This window comes from Nocardia alba NBRC 108234, assembly GCF_001612665.1.
GTDB classification, from domain to species: Bacteria; Actinomycetota; Actinomycetes; order Mycobacteriales; family Mycobacteriaceae; genus Nocardia; species Nocardia alba.
The window spans coordinates 233,837-251,875 of record NZ_BDAX01000014.1; the positions used below are offsets into that span (position 1 = coordinate 233,837).

Annotated in this window: 16 protein-coding genes; 7 read left to right on the top strand and 9 right to left on the bottom strand. The window is 67.7% G+C overall.

The genetic code is table 11. The annotated features are described in order from the left end of the window. The first annotated feature begins 65 nt into the window (after positions 1–65). Positions 66–1,244 (top strand): aminotransferase class V-fold PLP-dependent enzyme, encoded by a 1,179-nt coding sequence (locus tag NA12_RS17100; RefSeq protein ID WP_067451622.1) that lies wholly within the window; start codon positions 66–68, stop codon positions 1,242–1,244. Here NA12_RS17100 and NA12_RS17105 read toward each other — a convergent pair. After that, positions 1,234–1,794 (bottom strand): TetR/AcrR family transcriptional regulator, encoded by a 561-nt coding sequence (locus NA12_RS17105; protein WP_067451625.1) that lies wholly within the window; start codon positions 1,792–1,794, stop codon positions 1,234–1,236. The genes NA12_RS17100 and NA12_RS17105 overlap by 11 nt on opposite strands. A 97-nt stretch (positions 1,795–1,891) precedes the next feature. Between NA12_RS17105 and NA12_RS17110 the strand changes: the two genes are divergently transcribed. Beyond that, positions 1,892–2,548 carry a lysophospholipid acyltransferase family protein gene (locus NA12_RS17110; protein WP_067451751.1) on the top strand — a complete coding sequence of 219 codons (657 nt, stop codon included), beginning with the start codon at positions 1,892–1,894 and terminating at the stop codon, positions 2,546–2,548. Between the two features lie 122 nt (positions 2,549–2,670). After that, positions 2,671–4,314, top strand: coding sequence for a fatty acyl-AMP ligase (locus tag NA12_RS17115; protein WP_067451628.1), 1,644 nt, complete (start codon positions 2,671–2,673; stop codon positions 4,312–4,314). 53 nt (positions 4,315–4,367) lie between these two features. Here NA12_RS17115 and pth read toward each other — a convergent pair whose 3' ends face one another. Continuing rightward, the gene (gene pth, locus NA12_RS17120) at positions 4,368–4,946 is read right to left on the bottom strand and encodes an aminoacyl-tRNA hydrolase (protein ID WP_067451631.1); all 579 of its coding nucleotides are present in this window, start codon (positions 4,944–4,946) and stop codon (positions 4,368–4,370) included. A 21-nt stretch (positions 4,947–4,967) separates the two neighbouring features. Continuing rightward, positions 4,968–5,585, bottom strand: a complete 618-nt coding sequence (locus NA12_RS17125) for a 50S ribosomal protein L25/general stress protein Ctc (RefSeq protein WP_067451634.1) — start codon at positions 5,583–5,585, stop codon at positions 4,968–4,970. A gap of 480 nt (positions 5,586–6,065) precedes the next feature. On the opposite strand from NA12_RS17125, the gene NA12_RS17130 reads away from it, so the two are divergent. Next, positions 6,066–7,706, top strand: coding sequence for a peptide chain release factor 3 (locus NA12_RS17130; RefSeq protein WP_132369691.1), 1,641 nt, complete (start codon positions 6,066–6,068; stop codon positions 7,704–7,706). Positions 7,707–7,868: 162 nt separating this feature from the next. On the opposite strand, the gene NA12_RS17135 is transcribed toward NA12_RS17130, so the two are convergent. After that, a complete protein-coding gene (locus tag NA12_RS17135; RefSeq protein ID WP_067451754.1) occupies positions 7,869–8,387 on the bottom strand; it encodes a nuclear transport factor 2 family protein in 519 nt (172 codons plus the stop codon). Between the two features lie 282 nt (positions 8,388–8,669). Next, positions 8,670–9,542, bottom strand: coding sequence for an Abi-alpha family protein (locus NA12_RS34660; protein ID WP_084472829.1), 873 nt, complete (start codon positions 9,540–9,542; stop codon positions 8,670–8,672). Positions 9,543–9,937: 395 nt separating this feature from the next. Between NA12_RS34660 and NA12_RS17145 the strand changes: the two genes are divergently transcribed. Continuing rightward, positions 9,938–11,152 carry a DUF445 domain-containing protein gene (locus tag NA12_RS17145; RefSeq protein WP_243654728.1) on the top strand — a complete coding sequence of 405 codons (1,215 nt, stop codon included), beginning with the start codon at positions 9,938–9,940 and terminating at the stop codon, positions 11,150–11,152. Next, complete coding sequence (locus tag NA12_RS17150; protein WP_084472830.1) at positions 11,143–12,042, top strand: Abi-alpha family protein; 900 nt, start codon at positions 11,143–11,145, stop codon at positions 12,040–12,042. The genes NA12_RS17145 and NA12_RS17150 overlap by 10 nt, the downstream gene beginning before the upstream one ends. A gap of 26 nt (positions 12,043–12,068) precedes the next feature. Here the strand turns inward: NA12_RS17150 and NA12_RS17155 are convergent, their stop codons facing one another. Together NA12_RS17155 and NA12_RS17160 are read right to left on the bottom strand one after the other, a co-directional pair. Further along, complete coding sequence (locus tag NA12_RS17155; RefSeq protein WP_067451640.1) at positions 12,069–13,859, bottom strand: ABC-F family ATP-binding cassette domain-containing protein; 1,791 nt, start codon at positions 13,857–13,859, stop codon at positions 12,069–12,071. Positions 13,860–14,066: 207 nt separating this feature from the next. Beyond that, positions 14,067–14,990: a 4-(cytidine 5'-diphospho)-2-C-methyl-D-erythritol kinase gene (locus NA12_RS17160; RefSeq protein WP_067451643.1), complete on the bottom strand. Its 924-nt coding sequence runs from the start codon at positions 14,988–14,990 to the stop codon at positions 14,067–14,069. Positions 14,991–15,143: 153 nt separating this feature from the next. On the opposite strand from NA12_RS17160, the gene NA12_RS17165 reads away from it, so the two are divergent. Beyond that, on the top strand, positions 15,144–15,350 hold the full coding sequence (locus tag NA12_RS17165; RefSeq protein WP_067451646.1) for a heavy-metal-associated domain-containing protein: 207 nt from the start codon (positions 15,144–15,146) through the stop codon (positions 15,348–15,350). 362 nt (positions 15,351–15,712) lie between these two features. On the opposite strand, the gene rsmA is transcribed toward NA12_RS17165, so the two are convergent. Both rsmA and NA12_RS17175 read right to left on the bottom strand, forming a co-directional pair. Further along, positions 15,713–16,597 (bottom strand): 16S rRNA (adenine(1518)-N(6)/adenine(1519)-N(6))-dimethyltransferase RsmA, encoded by an 885-nt coding sequence (gene rsmA, locus NA12_RS17170; protein WP_067451649.1) that lies wholly within the window; start codon positions 16,595–16,597, stop codon positions 15,713–15,715. Between the two features lie 34 nt (positions 16,598–16,631). Beyond that, positions 16,632–17,615, bottom strand: a complete 984-nt coding sequence (locus NA12_RS17175) for an alpha/beta fold hydrolase (RefSeq protein ID WP_243654729.1) — start codon at positions 17,613–17,615, stop codon at positions 16,632–16,634. Positions 17,616–18,039: the final 424 nt, after the last annotated feature.

An 18,039-nucleotide genomic window follows, 5' to 3' on the forward strand; every position in this document is an offset into this window, starting at 1 on the left:
GCGAGGTCCACCGACAGGAAAAGTGACGAAATGGGGAACGCCGTGTAAGCGCTATCGTCGTCACCATGCTTGACCTCGCCGCGATCAGAGCCGCCACCGCAGGACTCGCCGACGACCAGGTGTTCCTCGACAGCGCCGGATCGTCGTTGCCGCCGAAGATCGTCCTCGACACCATGATCGACCATCTCCGCCGCGAAGCCGAGATCGGTGGCTACCGCGCGGCGAACGAGCGCCTCGATGACCTCGCCGCGGTGAAGACCTCGATCGCGACCCTCATCGGCGCCACCGCCGACACCATCGCGCTCAGCGACAGTGCGTCCCGGTCATGGGCCGATTTCGCCTACTCGGTACCCCTGCGGCCCGGGGACCGCATCCTGATCTCCGGCGCCGACTACGCCAGCAACGCGATCGCCGCGCTCCAGCGCGCGAAACAGACCGGGGCGGTGGTCGAGCGCATTCCCAGCGACGACACCGGACGCCTGGACACCGACGCGCTCGCCGACATGCTCGACGACCGCGTGCGGCTGGTTTCGCTGCTGCACGCACCGACCAACGGCGGCCTCGTGAACCCGGTCGCCGAGGCCACCCGCATCGCCCACGAGGCCGGTGCGCTGGTGCTGCTCGACGCCTGCCAATCGATCGGTCAACTGCCCATCGACGTCACCGAACTCGGGGTCGACGCCATGTCGACGACCGGTCGCAAGTGGTTGCGCGGACCCCGCGGCACCGGATTCCTCTATGTCCGTGCCGACTTGGCGCAGACGATGGAACCGGCCCGCCTCGACCTGCACAGCGCCACGTGGGTGAGCCCCGGCGAGTACCGCCTCGCCGATGACGCGTCCCGTTTCGAGTTCTGGGAGTGCGGTGTGGCAGCCCGTCTCGGTCTCGGCGCCGCCGTCGACTACCTGCTCGAACAGGGCCCCGACGAGGTCTACGCGGCGGTGGCCACCCGCGCGCAGTACCTGCGCAAGACCCTGCCGGAGCTGGCGGGCGTGACCGTGCGCGATCTGGGCACCGAGCACAGCGGCATCGTCTCGTTCACCGCCGACGGCCACGATCCGGAACAGTTGCGCGACCGGCTCGCCGAGCACGCGATCACCGTCACCGTCAGCCACGCGAGCTCCACCCTGCTCGACATGTCCGAGCGCACCCTGCCCGCCGTTCTGCGGGCCTCCCCGCACTACTTCGTCAGTCCGGCCGACCTCGACCGGTTCGTCGAGACGCTGGCCCAGCTCACCCGCTGAGTCCGGCGAGGTGCTCGCGGACGATCCGGTCCACGAGCGTCCTCGGGTCCTGGTCGGGGGCGACGATGTCCAGGGTCCGATTGACGGCGATCGTCGCCAGACCGTGCACATTCGTCCACAGGGCCAGCGCGCGCTGCGGCGCCGACTCCGGCGCCACCGCCGCGACCAATTCCACCACCTGCCCGTACAGCGGCCGCGTGGTCGCCCGCAGGTTCTCGCCGGAACCGGCCAGCAGGTCGTGGCGAAACATCAGCGTGAACATCTCGGGCCGCGACACCGCGAAATCCACGTAGTCGACGGCCATGCGACGCAATCGTTCGCGTGGGTCGTCGATCGTGGCTAGCACCGCGAATCGCTCGATCAGCTCGCCGAATCCGCGTGCCGCGATCGCCGCCAGCAGCGCCGCGTGGGTGGGAAACCACCGCCGCGGCGCGCCGTGTGACACACCGGCCGCCCGCGCGATCGCGCGCAACCCGAGGGCGCTGAAGCCGTCGGTCTCGAGCAGATCGACACCGACGTCGACCAAGTGCTCGCGCAACGATTCAGGCATGCCGACAATTCTGCACACCACCTCACCGACCTTCGCGCTCACCCGCGTAGACAGTGTCTACTACAGTGCGATAGACACTGTCTACGAAGGGGCGCCCATGTGGTACCTGTTGTGCAAATACGTCCTCATCGGCCCGGCGCTTCGCCTGCTCGGCCGCCCGCGGGTCGAAGGGCTCGAACACATCCCACGCACCGGCCCGGTGATCATCGCGGCCAATCACCTGGCCGTCATCGACTCGCTCTATCTGGCCCTGGTGATCCCACGGCCGCTCACGTTCCTGGCGAAACAGGAGTACTTCGCCGGCACCGGGTTGCGTGGGCGATGCACCCGCTGGTTCTTCACCGCCGCGGGCCAGGTACCGGTGGACCGCACCGGCGGTGACGCGGCCGCGGCCGCACTCGCGGCGGCCACCTCGATCCTCGAACGCGGCGGCGCCTGGGCAATTCACCCGGAGGGCACCCGGTCACGGGATGGCAGGGTCTATCGTGGGCGCACCGGGGCGCTGCGCGTTGCCATGGCCACCGGAGCACCGGTGGTGCCCGTGGTCCTGGCCGGTACCGATCGTATGAATCCTCGCGGTCGGAAACTGTTGCGTTTCACCAAGGTACGCATCACCGTCCATCCGCCGCGACACTATCCCGCAGCTGTTCATCACGCCCAGGTCAGAGTGGCAACCGACCAGCTGATGCGGGAAATTGCCACGCTATCGGGTAGACCATATGTAGACCGCTACGCAGCCACCTTCGCCGGCTAGGGGCGCCAGAGCAGGGGTGCTGGTGTGTCAGCCCGGGTTAACACGAGCGGGGCGGGGCGGGATTTCTGTTGGGAGTGCAAAGCACGGCCGTAACCGATCGTTGGCGTAAAGGGGTACCGACGTTGAGCAGGTTCACCGACGAAATGTTTGGCACAGCGTTGACCACCTCGAAGGGGCTGGTCACCGGAGAGCCGGGAGCACCACTACGGCAGACCTGGGGGGAAATCCATCGGCAGGCACGCCGAATGGCGGGTGGTCTCGCGGCCGCCGGGATCGGGCACGGCGACGCGGTCGGCGTGCTGGCGGGCCTGCCCGTCGACATCGCGCCCGCCTGCCAGGCCATCTGGATGCGTGGCGCCTCGATCACGATGCTGCATCAGCCGACGCCTCGCACCGACCTCGCGGTCTGGGTGCGCGACACCGAAACGGTGCTGCGCATGATCGACGCGAAGGCCGTCGTCCTCGGCGCGCCGTTCGATTCGGCCGAGTCGGCGCTACTCGACCACGGGATCACGGTGGTGCGGATCGAGGACCTGCACCACGGCGCCGACACCGACCCGGTGCCCACCGCGGAGGGCGATATCGCGTTGCAGCAGTTGACCTCCGGGTCGACCGGCTCGCCCAAAGCGGTACGGATCACCCACGGCAACTTCAACGTCAACGCGTACGCGATGTTCAATCGGGTCAAATTCGATGCCGATGAGGACGTGATGGTCAGCTGGCTGCCACTGTTCCACGACATGGGGATGGTCGGATTTCTCAGCGTGCCCATGCAGTTCGGCGCCGAAGTGGTGAGCGTGACGCCACTGGACTTCCTGGCGCGGCCACTGCTGTGGGCCGAACTGATCGACAAGTACCGCGGAACCGTCACCGCCGCGCCGAACTTCGCGTACTCCCTGCTGGCGCGACGACTGCGGCAAGCCGAACCGGGCGCTCTCGACCTGTCGAGCGTGCGCTACATGTGGAACGGCGCCGAGCCGGTCGACCCCGACACCATGATCGCCCTCGCGGCGGCCGGACAACGGTTCGGGCTCAACGAGGTGGCGCTCACGCCGGTCTACGGCATGGCCGAGACCACCCTGGCCGTGTCGATTCCCGACCCCGGCCACGGGCAGGTGCTCGACGTGATCGACGCCGACCTTCTGGAAGCCGTCGGCAAAGCGGTGCCGGTCGCCGAAGACGGTCACCACGGCACCCCCCGCGGACTGCCGACCCTGGGACACCTGGTCGACGACCTGGAGGGTCGGGTCGTCGACGCCGAACGTCAGCCCCTGCCGGTCCGCTCGGTCGGTGTCATCGAATTGCGCGGCCCCGCCGTCACTTCGGGCTATGTCACCGTCGACGGTTTCCGTCCCGCCCAGGACGCCGACGGCTGGCTCGACACCGGCGACATCGGCTACTTCACCGAAGAAGGACTGGTGGTGGTGTGCGGCCGCATGAAAGACGTCATCATCATGGGTGGCCGAAACATCTACCCCACCGACATCGAACGAGCCGCCATGCGGGTCACCGGAGTCCGCCCCGGCAACGCCGTAGCGGTGCGCCTGGACGCCGGTGAGAAACGCGAAAGCTTTGCGGTGGTAGTCGAATCCAACAACTACCAGGACCCGGAAGACGTGAAGCGCATCGAACGCGAAATCGTCCACGAGGTCTTCGCCGAGGTGGGCGCGCGCCCCCGCACCGTAGCCATCCTCGGCCCAGGAGCCCTCCCGAAAACCTCCTCGGGCAAACTCCGCCGCACCGCTACCGCAGTCCACCTGCGGTAGCCCCACCCCAGATCCAAGCACCCTGCCGCACAACCCGTCCCAGATCCCAACCCTTAGTGCAGGTTGTTCTGAGCCGCTTCCAATCCAACCTTCAACAACAGTTCCACCGCATCAGCAGCCTGTTCCACAATCACCGGAACCTCTTTACGCTCCGGCGCGGCGAAGGGCTTGAGCACGTAATCGGCCGGATCCTGCCGACCAGGCGGACGCCCGATCCCGATCCTGGTCCGCAGATACTCCTTGGTGGTCAACGCCTGCGAGATCGACCGCAGCCCGTTGTGACCACCTTCGCCGCCCCCCTGCTTGAGTTTGAGCGTTCCGAACGGCAGATCCAGCTCGTCGTGGACCACGATCACCTGATCCACCGGCACCGAGAAGAACTTCGCCAGCGCGGCGACCGGCCGCCCGGACAGGTTCATGTAGGTGCGCGGCTTCGCGATGAGGATCTGTCGTCCGTCCAGTCGCGCCTGGAGCAGATCGGCGCCGGACTTCTTGTGCACAGCAAAACGGCCGCCGACGCGCTCAGCGAGCGCATCGGCGACCAGGAAGCCCACATTGTGGCGGGTGCGCTCGTATTCGGTGCCGGGGTTACCCAGTCCGACTACGAGCGCGGGCCCGGAAGATTCGGTCACAGGCCGAACCGTAGCGCAGTCCTACTCGGACTCGGGAGCGGCCTCCGCGGTCTCGGCGTCGGCGCCTTCGCCCTCTTCGTCCAGCTTCGACGCGGACGGCGCCTCGATGACGTTGACGATCAGCGCCTCCGCGTCACCGGCGAGGGTGACGCCCGCGGGCAGCGCGATGGAGCCGGCCAGGATCTGGGTGCCTGCCTCGACGCCCTCGACCGAAACCTCGATGGTCTCGGGGAGCTTCATCGCGTCGGCCTCGATCGACAGGGTGTTGGCTTCCTGGGTGATCAGGGTGCCGGAGGCGGCCTCGCCGACGACCACGACGTTGACGTCGGTGGTGACGCGCTCGCCACGCTTGACGATCAGCAGGTCGGCGTGCTCGATGTAGCGACGGATCGGGTGAACGACGACCGACTTGGTCATCGCCAGCTGCGGCTGGCCGTCGATCTGCAGGTTCAGGATGGCGTTGGTGCCGTGCAGACGCAGGATCGCGGCGAACGCCTTGGCGTTCAGCGACAGGTGCTGCGGCTCGGCGTGGTGGCCGTACAGCACGGCGGGCACGTTGCCGTCACGGCGGGTACGGCGAGCGGCGCCCTTACCGAATTCGGTGCGGACGGCGGCTTCGATCAGATTGGCGTCGGACATACTGAATGCGCTCCTACGGCTGGTTCATGGGTGACCCAACTCCGGGGTCAAGGTCTACTCGTCGGACGAAGAACGAACGAGGACGGCCCGAAAACTCAGCCGAGCCGCGTCGATCACGGTGTGCGCACCAAACGGGCACTCACCCTCGCCGAGACAACCCGCCAACCATACCGCATAGCAATCCGCGATCTAAAACCGCCATGACCGCACCCCGAACCCCGCACCTGCGACCCCTAGGGAGCAGCGGCCACAACGTGGCCGGTCGCGGCCGGGCCGCCGGTTAGCCGCCGGGGCGTACGCGACGAAGGAGCAAGCCCCGGCGGCTAACCGGCGGCCCCCAGGGGCCGCGACTCGAGCGCGCCAGCGCTCCAAAAACACAGCGTCAAACCCCCTGGGACTACCGAACAATTGATCCCCCCTGTGACCACCCCTTCAGCCCCTCGTACCCTGGAAAGGCTGCCCCCACCGAAAGGCTCCCCTTTGTCCGAGTCCGGAGAGAACGTCGCCCCCACCCCACGCGGGTTGCCCGCCGAGGTGGCCCGTCGGCGCACGTTCGCCGTGATCTCGCACCCCGACGCGGGTAAGTCGACGCTCACCGAAGCACTGGCGCTGCACGCGCGGATGATCTCCGAGGCGGGCGCGATCCACGGCAAGGCCGGGCGCAAGTCGACGGTCTCGGACTGGATGGAGATGGAGAAGGCGCGCGGCATCTCGGTGAGTTCGACCGCGCTGCAGTTCAACTACCGCGCCGCCGGCTCCGATATCGACAATGTGATCAACCTCGTCGACACCCCCGGCCACTCCGACTTCTCCGAGGACACCTACCGGGTGCTCACCGCCGTCGACGCCGCGGTGATGCTCATCGACGCGGCCAAGGGCCTCGAGCCACAGACCCTCAAGCTGTTCCAGGTATGTCGCCACCGCGGTATCCCGGTGATCACCGTGATCAACAAGTGGGACCGGCCGGGCCAGGCCCCGCTCGAACTGCTCGACGAGATCAGCGAACGGATCGGCCTCACGCCCACTCCCCTGTTCCTGCCGGTCGGCATCGCGGGCGATTTCCGTGGCCTGCTGCGCCGCGGACCCGAGGGCGAGGCGAGCGAGTACATCCACTTCACCCGGACCGCGGGCGGCGCGACCATCGCACCGGAGGAGTACCTCACCCCCGACGAGGCGCAGGCGCGTGAGGGCGAGCCGTGGACGACCGCGGCCGAGGAGAGCGAGCTGCTCTCGGCGACCGGACAGGACCACGATCAGGAGATGTTCCTGGCGGGCCAGACCTCGCCGGTGATCTATGCCTCGGCCATGCTGAATTTCGGTGTGCGCCAGCTGCTGGAGACGCTGGTGGAGCTGGCGCCCGCGCCCGGCTCGCGAGCCGATGTCACCGGCAAGGAGCGCACCACCGGCGACCCGTTCAGCGCGGTGGTGTTCAAAGTGCAGGCGGGCATGGACACCGCCCATCGCGACCGGCTGGCGTTCATGCGGATCGTCTCCGGTGAGTTCGAGCGCGGCATGGTGGTGACCCACGCGCAAACCGGTCGCCCGTTCGCCACCAAGTACGCGCTGACGGTCTTCGGCCGTGAGCGCACCACGGTCGACACCGCCTATCCCGGCGATGTGGTCGGCCTGGTCAACGCCACCGCGCTCGCGCCGGGCCACACGCTGTTCGTCGAGAAGAAGGTGGAATACCCGCCGATCCCGAGCTTCGCCCCCGAGCACTTCGCGACGCTGCGCGCGCGGAGCGCGGGCAAGTACAAGCAGTTCCGCAAGGCCATCGACCAGCTCGACTCAGAGGGCGTGGTGCAGGTACTGCGCAACGACGCCCGCGGTGACGCCACCCCCGTCCTGGCCGCGGTCGGCCCGATGCAGTTCGAGGTGGTCACCGCCCGAATGCAGGGCGAGTTCAACGTCGAGACCCAACTGGACTTCCTCCCCTTCACCCTGGCCCGCCGCACCGACGCGGAGTCGGCCCCCGAACTGGATCGCCAGCGCGGCGTAGAGGTGTTCACCCGCACCGACGGCGTAGTCCTAGCCCTCTTCAGCGACAAATGGCGCCTGCAATACATCGAAAAGGAACACCCGAACCTCACCCTGGAACCCCTGGTCGCCACCGCCGACTAACCCCGTCCCAGACGGCCGCAAACCCCCACGGGTTTGCGCCCGTCCCGCTGTTGCGGGTGCGATTTTTGCGACGAAGGAACAAAAATCGTGCCCGCAACAGCGGGACAAAAGGGGGCGCAAACCCCCGCGGCGCCAGCCGCCAAAAACACAGCCGTCGATAGCTCAAGCTCCGGGGTTGCGTTCGACTGAGGAGATGTGGTTTTCCTGGGCGATCATGCCCCAGCGGCTCGCCGTGAGCCGCAGGCTGGGCAGGTCGCTGAGTGAGAGCACTACCTCGTAGGTGCGCTCGTATCCGGTGTGCGAGATACGCCAGTGCCCGTCCTCGCAGCGTACGTAGCTGTCGGTGTAGAAGGCGGCGCCGCGCAGGCACATGTTGTGTTCGGGGATGATCACCGTGTCGGCCAGATACCAGGTACCGGAGGCGTTGTCGCCGTCGACATCGATCTCCGGGTGGTCGCAACGATGCTCGGTGATCACGTGCGGTCCGAGGGTGTTGCGTAGGAAGGCCAGGAAGGCCTCACGTGATTCGAACTGCAGGTATTCGCTGTAGGTGGCGGTGGCCTCGGGGACCAGCGTGTCGGCGAACTCGTCCCACGACTTGGTGTCCAGGCTGCGTAGATAGCGGTACTTCAACCTGCTGATCGCGATCAGGTCGTCGGGGTGATCCGGCCCTCGCTCGATCGGCCTCGGCTGTTCGTCTTCGTCCGACGGCGGTGATGCCATCCAGGCCTCCCCCGGGTCCGGCCCGGCGACCAACGGTTCGTCGTCGCCGGGCAGTAACGGCGCTGGGCCTATCCACGCGGACGCGACGGGTTCGTCGACGTGCACGTTCGGAGTTTCTCGACCCTGCTCCATCTCTCCACGATCCCACCAGAAACGGCTCGCCGCCCGTTCTGTATCAGATCGCTATCACTGCCGACACCGGAGCGTGACCTCCGGCGCCGGCTAGCCCGGCTGTCTGGGCTAGGAGATGGTGAAGCAGGTGCGGCAGAAATCCTCGCCGAATTCCGACAGACGCAGGCTCTTGCGCACGATCTTGGGCGCGCGGCCGGCCTTCTTGAGCGCCTGCTCCACAACGGGCTGCACTTCCAGCACCATGTACCGGCTCAGCACGACCGGATCCTCGGAGGTGAGCGTGAGGCCGAGGCGGTTGAGATTGATCAGATAGGACCTGGCGCGGTCCGGGTAGCGCACGCCGGCTTGTTCGGGAACCGAGGTGAGATCGCCCTGCACGAGCTCGGAGCCGATGCCGAGCGGGCGGTTGGTGCGCACGTCGACCGAGGGTTGCGGACCGTTGAGGGCCATGAATCGCAGGATGCGAGCCTCGTCGGGGGCGACCTCGTCGAGGATGCGGTCGTAGGCCGGATGCACGTCCTCGGTGAAGTACACGTCGGCCGAGCGGGCCAACAGCGCGTCGCCGCGGCGACGCAGCTCATCGGTGCTGGCCGAGCGCAGGTACGGGCCGACGGTGATGGCCTGCTGCGACGCGCCGTTCGGTGTCGGCACGTAGCTGACGATCTCGCGCACCGACCCCTCGGTGACGCCGAGCGCGCTGCGCGCGATGGATCGAAGGGCATTGCCGGTGCGCTCGGCGATATCGGCGGAGGATTCGCCGTCCAGCGCCGCCTGCGCCAGTTCCTTGGTGACCTCGTAGGTGGTGCCGACGGCCCACTGGCTACCGCGCACCGCGGTACCGGCGGCCAGTCCGGCGGCGCGGAAAACGCCACGGATCAACCGTGCTTCATTGCTGATCTGTCGCTGCTCGACATCCGAGCTGCGCTCGACGGCGCGAGTACCGGCACGGGCCAGGTCCTGTCCCGTCCTGTCGTCTGTCACGTCCTACTCCGAAGTCTCGCCATGTGAACAGTCCCGCCGCCGCGCCCCCCGTGCGCGAGTTGTGGGCCGTCACTAAATGTGGTGGTGGTCATTGTTCCGACTTGCAAGGGTGAGTACGGCATTCGGGACAGGTTCTGTGACTGATGTCTCAGACACTACCCTGTGGTCTGTCGCACGACGAATGGACCCGGTTCCCCATCTCACAGTAGGGTCACCTCGCCGCGGGGGTGGTAAATTTTGGTTCTCGGTGAGGCGGCGGTCACCGGGTATCGGCAGGAGGGCGTGTCGTGTTGGAGAGTGTGTTCGGGTTACACCCGACACTCCTGCTAGAAATTCTGACCATTCCTCTCTTCACAGGAATTATTGGTTACATAACCAACTGGTCCGGCATTCTCATGCTGTTCCAGCCGATCAAATTCCATGGATTCGCACTGCCCGGCTTGCGCGCGATCTTCCCCTATCTGCCCAAGCGGGTGCAGGTATTGCCGCTGCTCAGCTATGACGGCCGGATCGGCTGGCAGGGCATCGTGCCCTCACGCGCCGACAAGATGGCCAGCATCGCGGTCGACAAGGGCCTGTCCAAGCTGGGCAGCGTCGCTGATTTCTACCGTGAGCTGGACCCGGAGAAGTTGGCCGAACATCTGGCCGAGGTAGCCGACGCGCAGATTCGCGACATCGTCGAGGTGATCCTGCGCCGCGACCACCCCCAGCTCTGGTACAACCTGCCCGTTCAGGTCAGGGAGATGATCCATCAGCGGGTGCGCTCACAACTGCCCGAGATCCTGCGCGACCTCACCATGGAGCTGGGCGCCAATATCGACCAGCTGCTCGATGTGAAGCAGATGGTGATCCGCTACTTCCAGGCTCGTCCACAATTGCTCAACCAGCTTTTCCAGGTCCTCGGCGCCAAGGAACTGCGATTCATGCAGAACTTCGGCTTCTACTTCGGCGCGCCCGCCGGGCTGCTGCTGGTGCTGGCGCTGCACACCACCGGGCTCTCCCCGCTGATCGTGCTGCCCGTCGGCGGGATCATCATCGGCTGGGTGGTGAACTGGGTCGGCCTCAATATGATCTTCGCGCCGGCGACGCCGAAATGGTGGTGCCCGTGGCGGCAGGGTCTGCTGATCAAGCGGCAGCCCGAGATCACCGCGGGTTACGCGGCGCTGGTGTCCACCGAGGTCGTCACGGTGGCCAATATCGGCGACGAACTGCTCAACGGCCCGCGTTCGGATCGCACCTTGCAGATGCTGGAGGACACCTTGCGTCCGGCCGCCGACCGGGCGCTCGGGCCCGCGCGGCCCGCGGTGAAATTCATGCTCGGCAGCCGCGAATATGACACGCTGCAAACAACTCTCACCGCGCAGGCCATGACGATCGCGCCGATGGCGTTCGCCGATCCCGCGTTCAATGTGCAGCAGGGCAGGCAGGTCAACGAATACATCGCCCGGCAAATGTCCGCGCTTTCCCCGCACGACTTCGTGGACATGCTGCGTTCGGCGATCAAACAGGACGAATGGTTGCTTTTCGTCCATGGCGGCGTGCTGGGACTGCTCGCCGGATACGCTCACATCCTGGTCTTCGGAACAGGAGTAGCGACGACATGGATATAGCCGACGGGGCCCCGTCGACCGACATGGTGCGACGATCGGCACCGCCGCTCGAGGTCTCCGCCGATAGACGTGGCCTACTACCCGTCTCGCCGGTGCGCACCGTTCGGGCTGCGACCGGGGTGGCGCGCGTCGCGCTGACCGCCGCCTCGGAAGTGACGCTGTGGACCCTGGATACCGCGCTCGGGGTCACCGCCACGGTGGTACGCGGCAGCATGGCGGGCCACCCGCCCAACGAGGTGCTCGCGGAAGCGGAAAACGAAGTGCGCGACCGGCTCCGGCACGCCCTCGGCCTGCCGACGGGCAACCGGCACCACCACGAGGACGGCACGCCGACCCTGCGCGAGCAGGGCGCCGAACTGCTTCGCCTGTCCGCCAGCACCACTGCCGCACAGCCCGACACCCACCCGGCCTACCCCGGCATCCTCGCCGAGATCACCCCGGACGAGGCACGCATCCTGCGCTTCCTCCATGTCGACGGACCGCAGCCCGCCATCGATGTGCGCACCGGACGGCAGCGGGCATTCGGTGGCGAGCGGTTGATCAGCGGACTCACCATGCTGGGCGAGCACGCCGGCCTGCGGTTCCCGAACCGGGTGCCGCAGTACCTGCCCAACCTGCGCAGGCTCGGGCTCATCGAATCCACCCGTGAACCCGTCGGCAACCCGCACCGCTACCAGGTCATCGAGGCCCAGGAACAGGTACGGGAGGCGCTCAAGCGCCCGGGTTTCGGCACGAAGGTGACCTACCGCAGCATCCTGCTCACCGAATTCGGCGCCGACTTCGTCCAGACGTGTTTGCCGGTCGTCATCAACGACGGCCGCGAGGTCTATCCGTCTTCGGTCGACTTCGGGCCGGACTCGAGCGCACCGCCACAGAGCGTGGGCGGCTGAGGCGAAGGCTCCCGATCCGGGGTGGATCAGTTGTCGGCTGCTTCGGCCAACTCCATCCAGCGCTCTTCCGCCGCTTCCTTCTCGGCGATCACTTCCTTCAACTCGGCGCCGAGCTTGACCAGCTTGTCCGGGTCGGTCGCGGCATCGGCCAGGGCCGTGTGGAGTTTCTGTTCGCGCTCATCGAGTTTGGCGATGCCGCGTTCGACCTTCGACAGTTCCTTGCGGGCCGCGCGGCGGTCGGACGAATCCGTCGAGGTGCCACCGGTCTTCGCGGTGAGCGGCTTGGCGTTGCCCGCCATGGCCGCGCGCTTGGCGAGGTAGGAGTCGATGCCGCCGGGCAGGTTGGTGAGTTTGCCGTCGCCGAACAGCGCCCAGGTGGAGTCACAGATACGCTCGACCAGGTAGCGGTCGTGACTGATGACCACCAGCGTGCCCGCCCAGTTGTCGAGCAGGTCCTCCAGCTGCTGCAAGGTGTCGATGTCGAGGTCGTTGGTCGGCTCGTCGAGCAGCAGGACGTTCGGTTCGGCCATCAGGATCCGGGTGAGCTGCAGGCGACGGCGTTCACCACCGGAGAGATCCCCGACCGGGGTGCGCTGGCGGGCCGGGGTGAACCCGAGCCGTTCGGCGAGCTGGCCGGCCGAGATCTCCTTGTCGCCGAGCATGATTCGCTGCGCGACCTGCTGCACGGCCTCGAGCACCCGCATATCGGTGGGTAGGTCGTCGAGTTCCTGACGCAGCCAGCCGATCTGCACGGTCTGCCCCTGGATCCGCTTGCCCTTGGCGGGTTCGGTCTCCCCGGCCAGCGCGCGCAGCAGCGTGGTCTTGCCCGACCCGTTGACACCGACCAGGCCGACCCGCTCACCCGGCGCGAGCCGCCAGGTGAGGTCGTCGACCAGCACCCGGCCGTCCGGGGTGGTGAGGGCGACGTCCTCGAGTTCGATTACCACACGGCCCAGACGCTTGCGGGCGAACGCGGCCAGTGACACCGAGTCGCGCGGCGCGGGCACATCGGCGATCAGCGCCTCGGCGGCCTCGACGCGGTAACGCGGCTTGGAGGTACGGGCCTTCGCGCCGCGACGCAGCCACGCCAGCTCCTTGCGGGCCAGGTTCTGCCTGCGCGACTCCGAGGCGTCGGCCTGACGCGCGCGTTCGGCCCGCGCGAAGATCCAGTCGCCGTAGCCGCCCTCGTAGGTCTCCACCTTGCCGCCGACGACCTCCCAGGTGCGGTTGGCGACGGTATCGAGGAACCAGCGATCGTGGGTCACCACGACGAGCGCGGTGCGCCGGGCGACCAGGTGTTCGGCCAGCCACTGCACGCCCTCGATGTCGAGGTGGTTGGTCGGCTCGTCGAGGACGAGCAGGTCGAGGTCGCGCACCAGCGCCGCCGCCAGGGCGACGCGGCGGCGTTCGCCACCGGAGAGGTTCGTGACGAGGCTGTCCAGGCCCAGATCGGCGATGCCGATGCCTTCGAGGATCGAGCGCACCCGCGAGTCGGCGGCCCACTGGTGGTCGGCGATATCGGCGGTCGACAGGTCGTCGGACAGCCCGGCGAACACGATCGAACCGATGCTCGCGCCCTCGGGCAGCACGCCGCGCTGGGTGACCACGGCCATCCGCAGCCCGCCCACCCGGCTCACTCGACCCTTGTCCGGCGGCTCCAGTCCGGTCAGGACCTCGAGCAGCGTGGTCTTACCGCCACCGTTGAGGCCGACCACCCCGATCCGTTCCCCCGCGTGAATTCCGAGGGAGACGTCATCGAGCAGCGGCTTGACGCCGAAGCTCTTGAAGACCTGTTCCAGGTTGATCAGGTTGGGCATTGCCGCCTCTCCGCGACTTCAGGCCAGACATAGGGGCGGGGTTGCGGCGCGTCGGCGTCCGACGGGGGATTGCTGGACCAGTTGGCCCGTTCCCGGTGAGTTACCCATGTTCGTGCGAGATCTGTTGATTGCGATCATAGTGGACGCCGTCGCCCGGTCCGGCCGGCGCCCGCGGCCTGGCTCAGCTGGTGGCCGTCAGCGTGTGTCCTACGCCTCGGTGTCGAGCACCCGGGCGCCCGGAACCGGCCCGCTGGCCGTACGCACGCTGCGGCACACGCCGGCGCCCGCCAGCTCCGCGGCGACGCCGATCGCGGCTTCCTCGGATTCACAGAGGAAGGCGCAGGTGGGCCCGGAACCCGAGACAAGCCCGGCCAGCGCGCCCGCGCCGACCCCCGCGCGCAGCGTGCGGCGCAGTTCCGGTTTCAGCGAGAGGGCCGCGGCCTGGAGGTCGTTGCCCAGCAGCGGCGCGAGCGTGTGTGGGTCGCCCGCCGCCAGTGCCTGCATGAGTTTCTGGGGGTCACCCAGGCGCGGCGGCTCGCCTTCGGCGCGCAGCCGGTCGAGTTCGCGAAAGACCGACGGGGTGGACAGGCCGTCCTTGGCCAACGCGAGGACCCAGTGAAAGGTATTGCGCGACAACACCGGGAGCAGACGTTCCCCACGGCCGGTGCCGAGCGCGGTGCCGCCGTGCAGGGAGAACGGGACATCGCTGCCGAGTTCGGCGGCGATCGTGGACAGTTCCTCGCGGGTCAATCCGAGGTCCCACAGCTCGTTCAGCCCCACCAGCGTGGCGGCCGCGTCGGCGCTGCCGCCGGCCATGCCGCCCGCCACCGGGACACCCTTGGTGATCGCGATCTCGACGAGCGGGGCGCGGCCGGCCAGGTGCGCGAGGCGGACCGCGGCCTTCCAGACCAGATTGGTGCGATCGGTGGGCACCTCGGCGGCGCCTTCCCCACTGACCCGCACCGACAACGAGGCAGCGGGCGCCAAACGGAGGTCGTCGGCGAGCGACAAGGCCTGGAAGACGGTGGTCAGGTCGTGGTATCCGTCGGGGCGCAGATCAGCGACTCCGAGATGCAGGTTCACCTTCGACGGAGCTCGCACGACGACCGGGCTGGGCACAACTGACAGCACGATTACCCAGCGTAATCGGTTCCAGCGACGAGTACGCACGTCGAATGCCCGACCGCCGATCGAGAGGTTGCGCCCAGGTACCCTTGGGGGGTATTTTCATCGTGTCGGGGATATACCCCCGGACCGTATGTTCGAAGAGCGAAGGAGTCGGCCATGGCCACCACCACCTACACCGTCACGGGGATGACCTGCGGACACTGCGTGAGCTCGGTCAAGCAGGAGATCGCCAAGATCGACGGCGTCACGAGCGTGGATGTCGACCTCGCCAGCGGCCTCGTCAGCGTCGACAGCGCGGGCGAACTGGCCGACACCGATGTGGCCGCCGCGGTAGACGAAGCGGGCTACGCGCTGAGCGCCTGACGCCGCGCCCGCTGGGCGGGCGGGCAGGCGCGCCGCCCGCCCAGCACCGACCGCGTCGGCGACGACGCCCACGTTCACCGCGGGTTCACCCACCTCGCACTCCCGGCGCGAACCATCCACAATGTCATCCACATCCCCGCCCGGGCGCGGTGAGACCTGCGTTTACGGGTTTCACCGGCAGCGCCACCCGCCGATCATGATCAACTGCGAATGCCGCGAAAACCGGTTATCCACAGTCGCTTTCACAGGGACGACACAACCCGCTCCGGTGAACAGCTGGTGTACTGCGGGTTCTCCTGCGCGAGATCATGATTCGTCGTGCTGCGCAGCCCCGATTCACTCCACCGGAAGCGCCTCGTCGATCAGGTGGTCGCGGCCAACCGGACGAACGCCGAGGTCTCCAGGGTCTCGCCCCGCGCCGTCGGATCGATCCCGGCGGCGACGAGCCGACGCTCGGCCTCCACAGGCGAGCCCGCCCACCCGGACAGCGCCGCCCGCAACGTCTTTCGCCGCTGCGCGAACGCCGCGTCGATCACCTCGAACACCCGCCTGCGATGCGCCTCGTCCATCGGCCACGGCGGTTCGGCATATCGATCGATCCGCACCAGACCCGATTCGACGCGCGGCACCGGCCAGAAGACCTGCGTCCCCACGTGGCCCGCCCGCCGGACCTTCCCGAAGAAACCCGCCTTGACACTCGGCACCCCGTACACGCGATTCCCCGGTTCGGCGGCGAGCCGGTCGGCCACTTCCGCCTGGACCATCACCAGCGACACCTTGATGCTCGGCAAGGACGCGAGCAGGTGCAACAGCACCGGCACGGCCACGTTGTATGGCAGGTTCGCCACCAGCGCGGTCGGCACGGCGGGCAGTTGCTCCGGGCGCACCCGCAGCGCGTCGGCCTCGACCACGCGCAGGCGTTCGACCAGGCCGGGCGCGCGATCGGCGACGGTTTCGGGCAGATAGTTGGCGAGCACAGGGTCGATCTCCACGGCGACCACCTGGTCGACCACGTCGAGCAGCGCCAAGGTCAGCGAGCCGAGACCCGGCCCGACCTCGAGCACGGTGTCACCCTTGCCGACGCCGGCCGCCGACACGATGCGTCGCACGGTATTACCGTCGTGTACGAAGTTCTGTCCGAGCTGCTTGGTGGGTCGGACGCCGAAACGTTCGGCCAGGGTCCGCACCTCGGCGGGACCGAGCAGGGCGGCACGGTTACCTCGAGCGGAATTCTCTGGTTCGGACACTGCTAGAACCTACCAACCTCGTCGATCGGGCAGCTCAGCGCTGCGGCGGGGCGGCGTTGACGCGCGCGAGGAAACCGTCGACGGCGGCGAGCTGCTCGGGCGAGACCGAGCCGTGCTGGCCGGTGCCGGTGACCACCTGCTGGTCGACGCCGTTGGCCGCGAGTTGCGCGACCAGCGCCGCGTGCAGCGGGGACGGCACGATCGTGTCGGTGACGTTCATCGTCAGCAGGATCGGGGCGTCGTAGCCGCTGGTCGGCAGCATCATGTACGCGGCCAGCGGGTCACGCAGCGGTGCCAGTGGACGCGCCAGGAACTCGGCCGAGGTCACGCCCTTGGTAGCGGCGAGGATCTCGTCCAGGCACTGAGTGCCCGCGTCATCGACGAGCGCCTTGCCACGTTCGGTCAGATAGGAGTCGACGTCGAGTTCCGGGTGGGTGGCGCGCAGCCCCGCCAGGATGCTGACGATGAACGACGTGGTGCCCGAAAGGCCAGGTACCGAAGGCACATCCGGACCGAGGAACGGCAGGATCTTCTCCACATCGGAGGCAGCGTCGATGGCGACCGTGCCACGGAAGTCCAGCTCGGGAGCGTAGTCGGCCTGCACGTGCGCCGCACTCAACGCCGCGTGACCGCCCTGCGAGGTGCCGACGGCAGTCCAGGTCCGCGACAATTCCGGGCTGGCAGCACGAGCGGCCCGGACCAGGTCGATCGTCGCGGTCGCCTCGCTGCGCACCTCGAGATACGGGTGCGGCCCCGTATCGAAACGGCCGAGCCCGAGGTAATCCGGAGTCACGACAGCGAAGCCCCGGTCGACGAACCGCTTGATCAGCCGATCCTCGGCAGCACGGTGCACGGGCAGCGGCCCCGTCTCCGGATCCGCCTGGCCACCACACCCAGGACCCGACCCCGAGGTCCCGTGGTCATAGACCACGATCGGCCAACCACCGACCGGAACATCGCCTTGCGGCAGGAACATCGCCCCACTGGCCGGCCGCCCGACACCAGCCGAATCGGTCATCCAATACTCGACCGAAGACCCCCGCTCGAGCCCGTGCCACCCCGCGGGTTCGCCCTGCACCGAGATGAGCGAACCGGGAGCCTCAGCAACGGCAGTCGCGAATCCAGCAGCGGTCGTCGCACTCGCGACCAGCGTGGCGACGACAATCGCGCGAATCGGGTTGTTCAGCACAACTCAGTCTCTCTACCAGGCGATCACATCTTGGACGAGTGTACAGATCAGGAGCGATCGAACAGAAGAACAGACCCACAAAGCCGACTCGCTTGGTCGATCACCGAACATGATCGAAAACCCCACCGATCGCGGACAACATACCCGTTTCAGTTCGCAGTAGCTCCCAGTCCCAACCACCGGCGCGTGCAGTACCACCCACACCCCAGCCTGTCCCCGTCTTCAACACCCCACCCAACCCACCCACCGCACT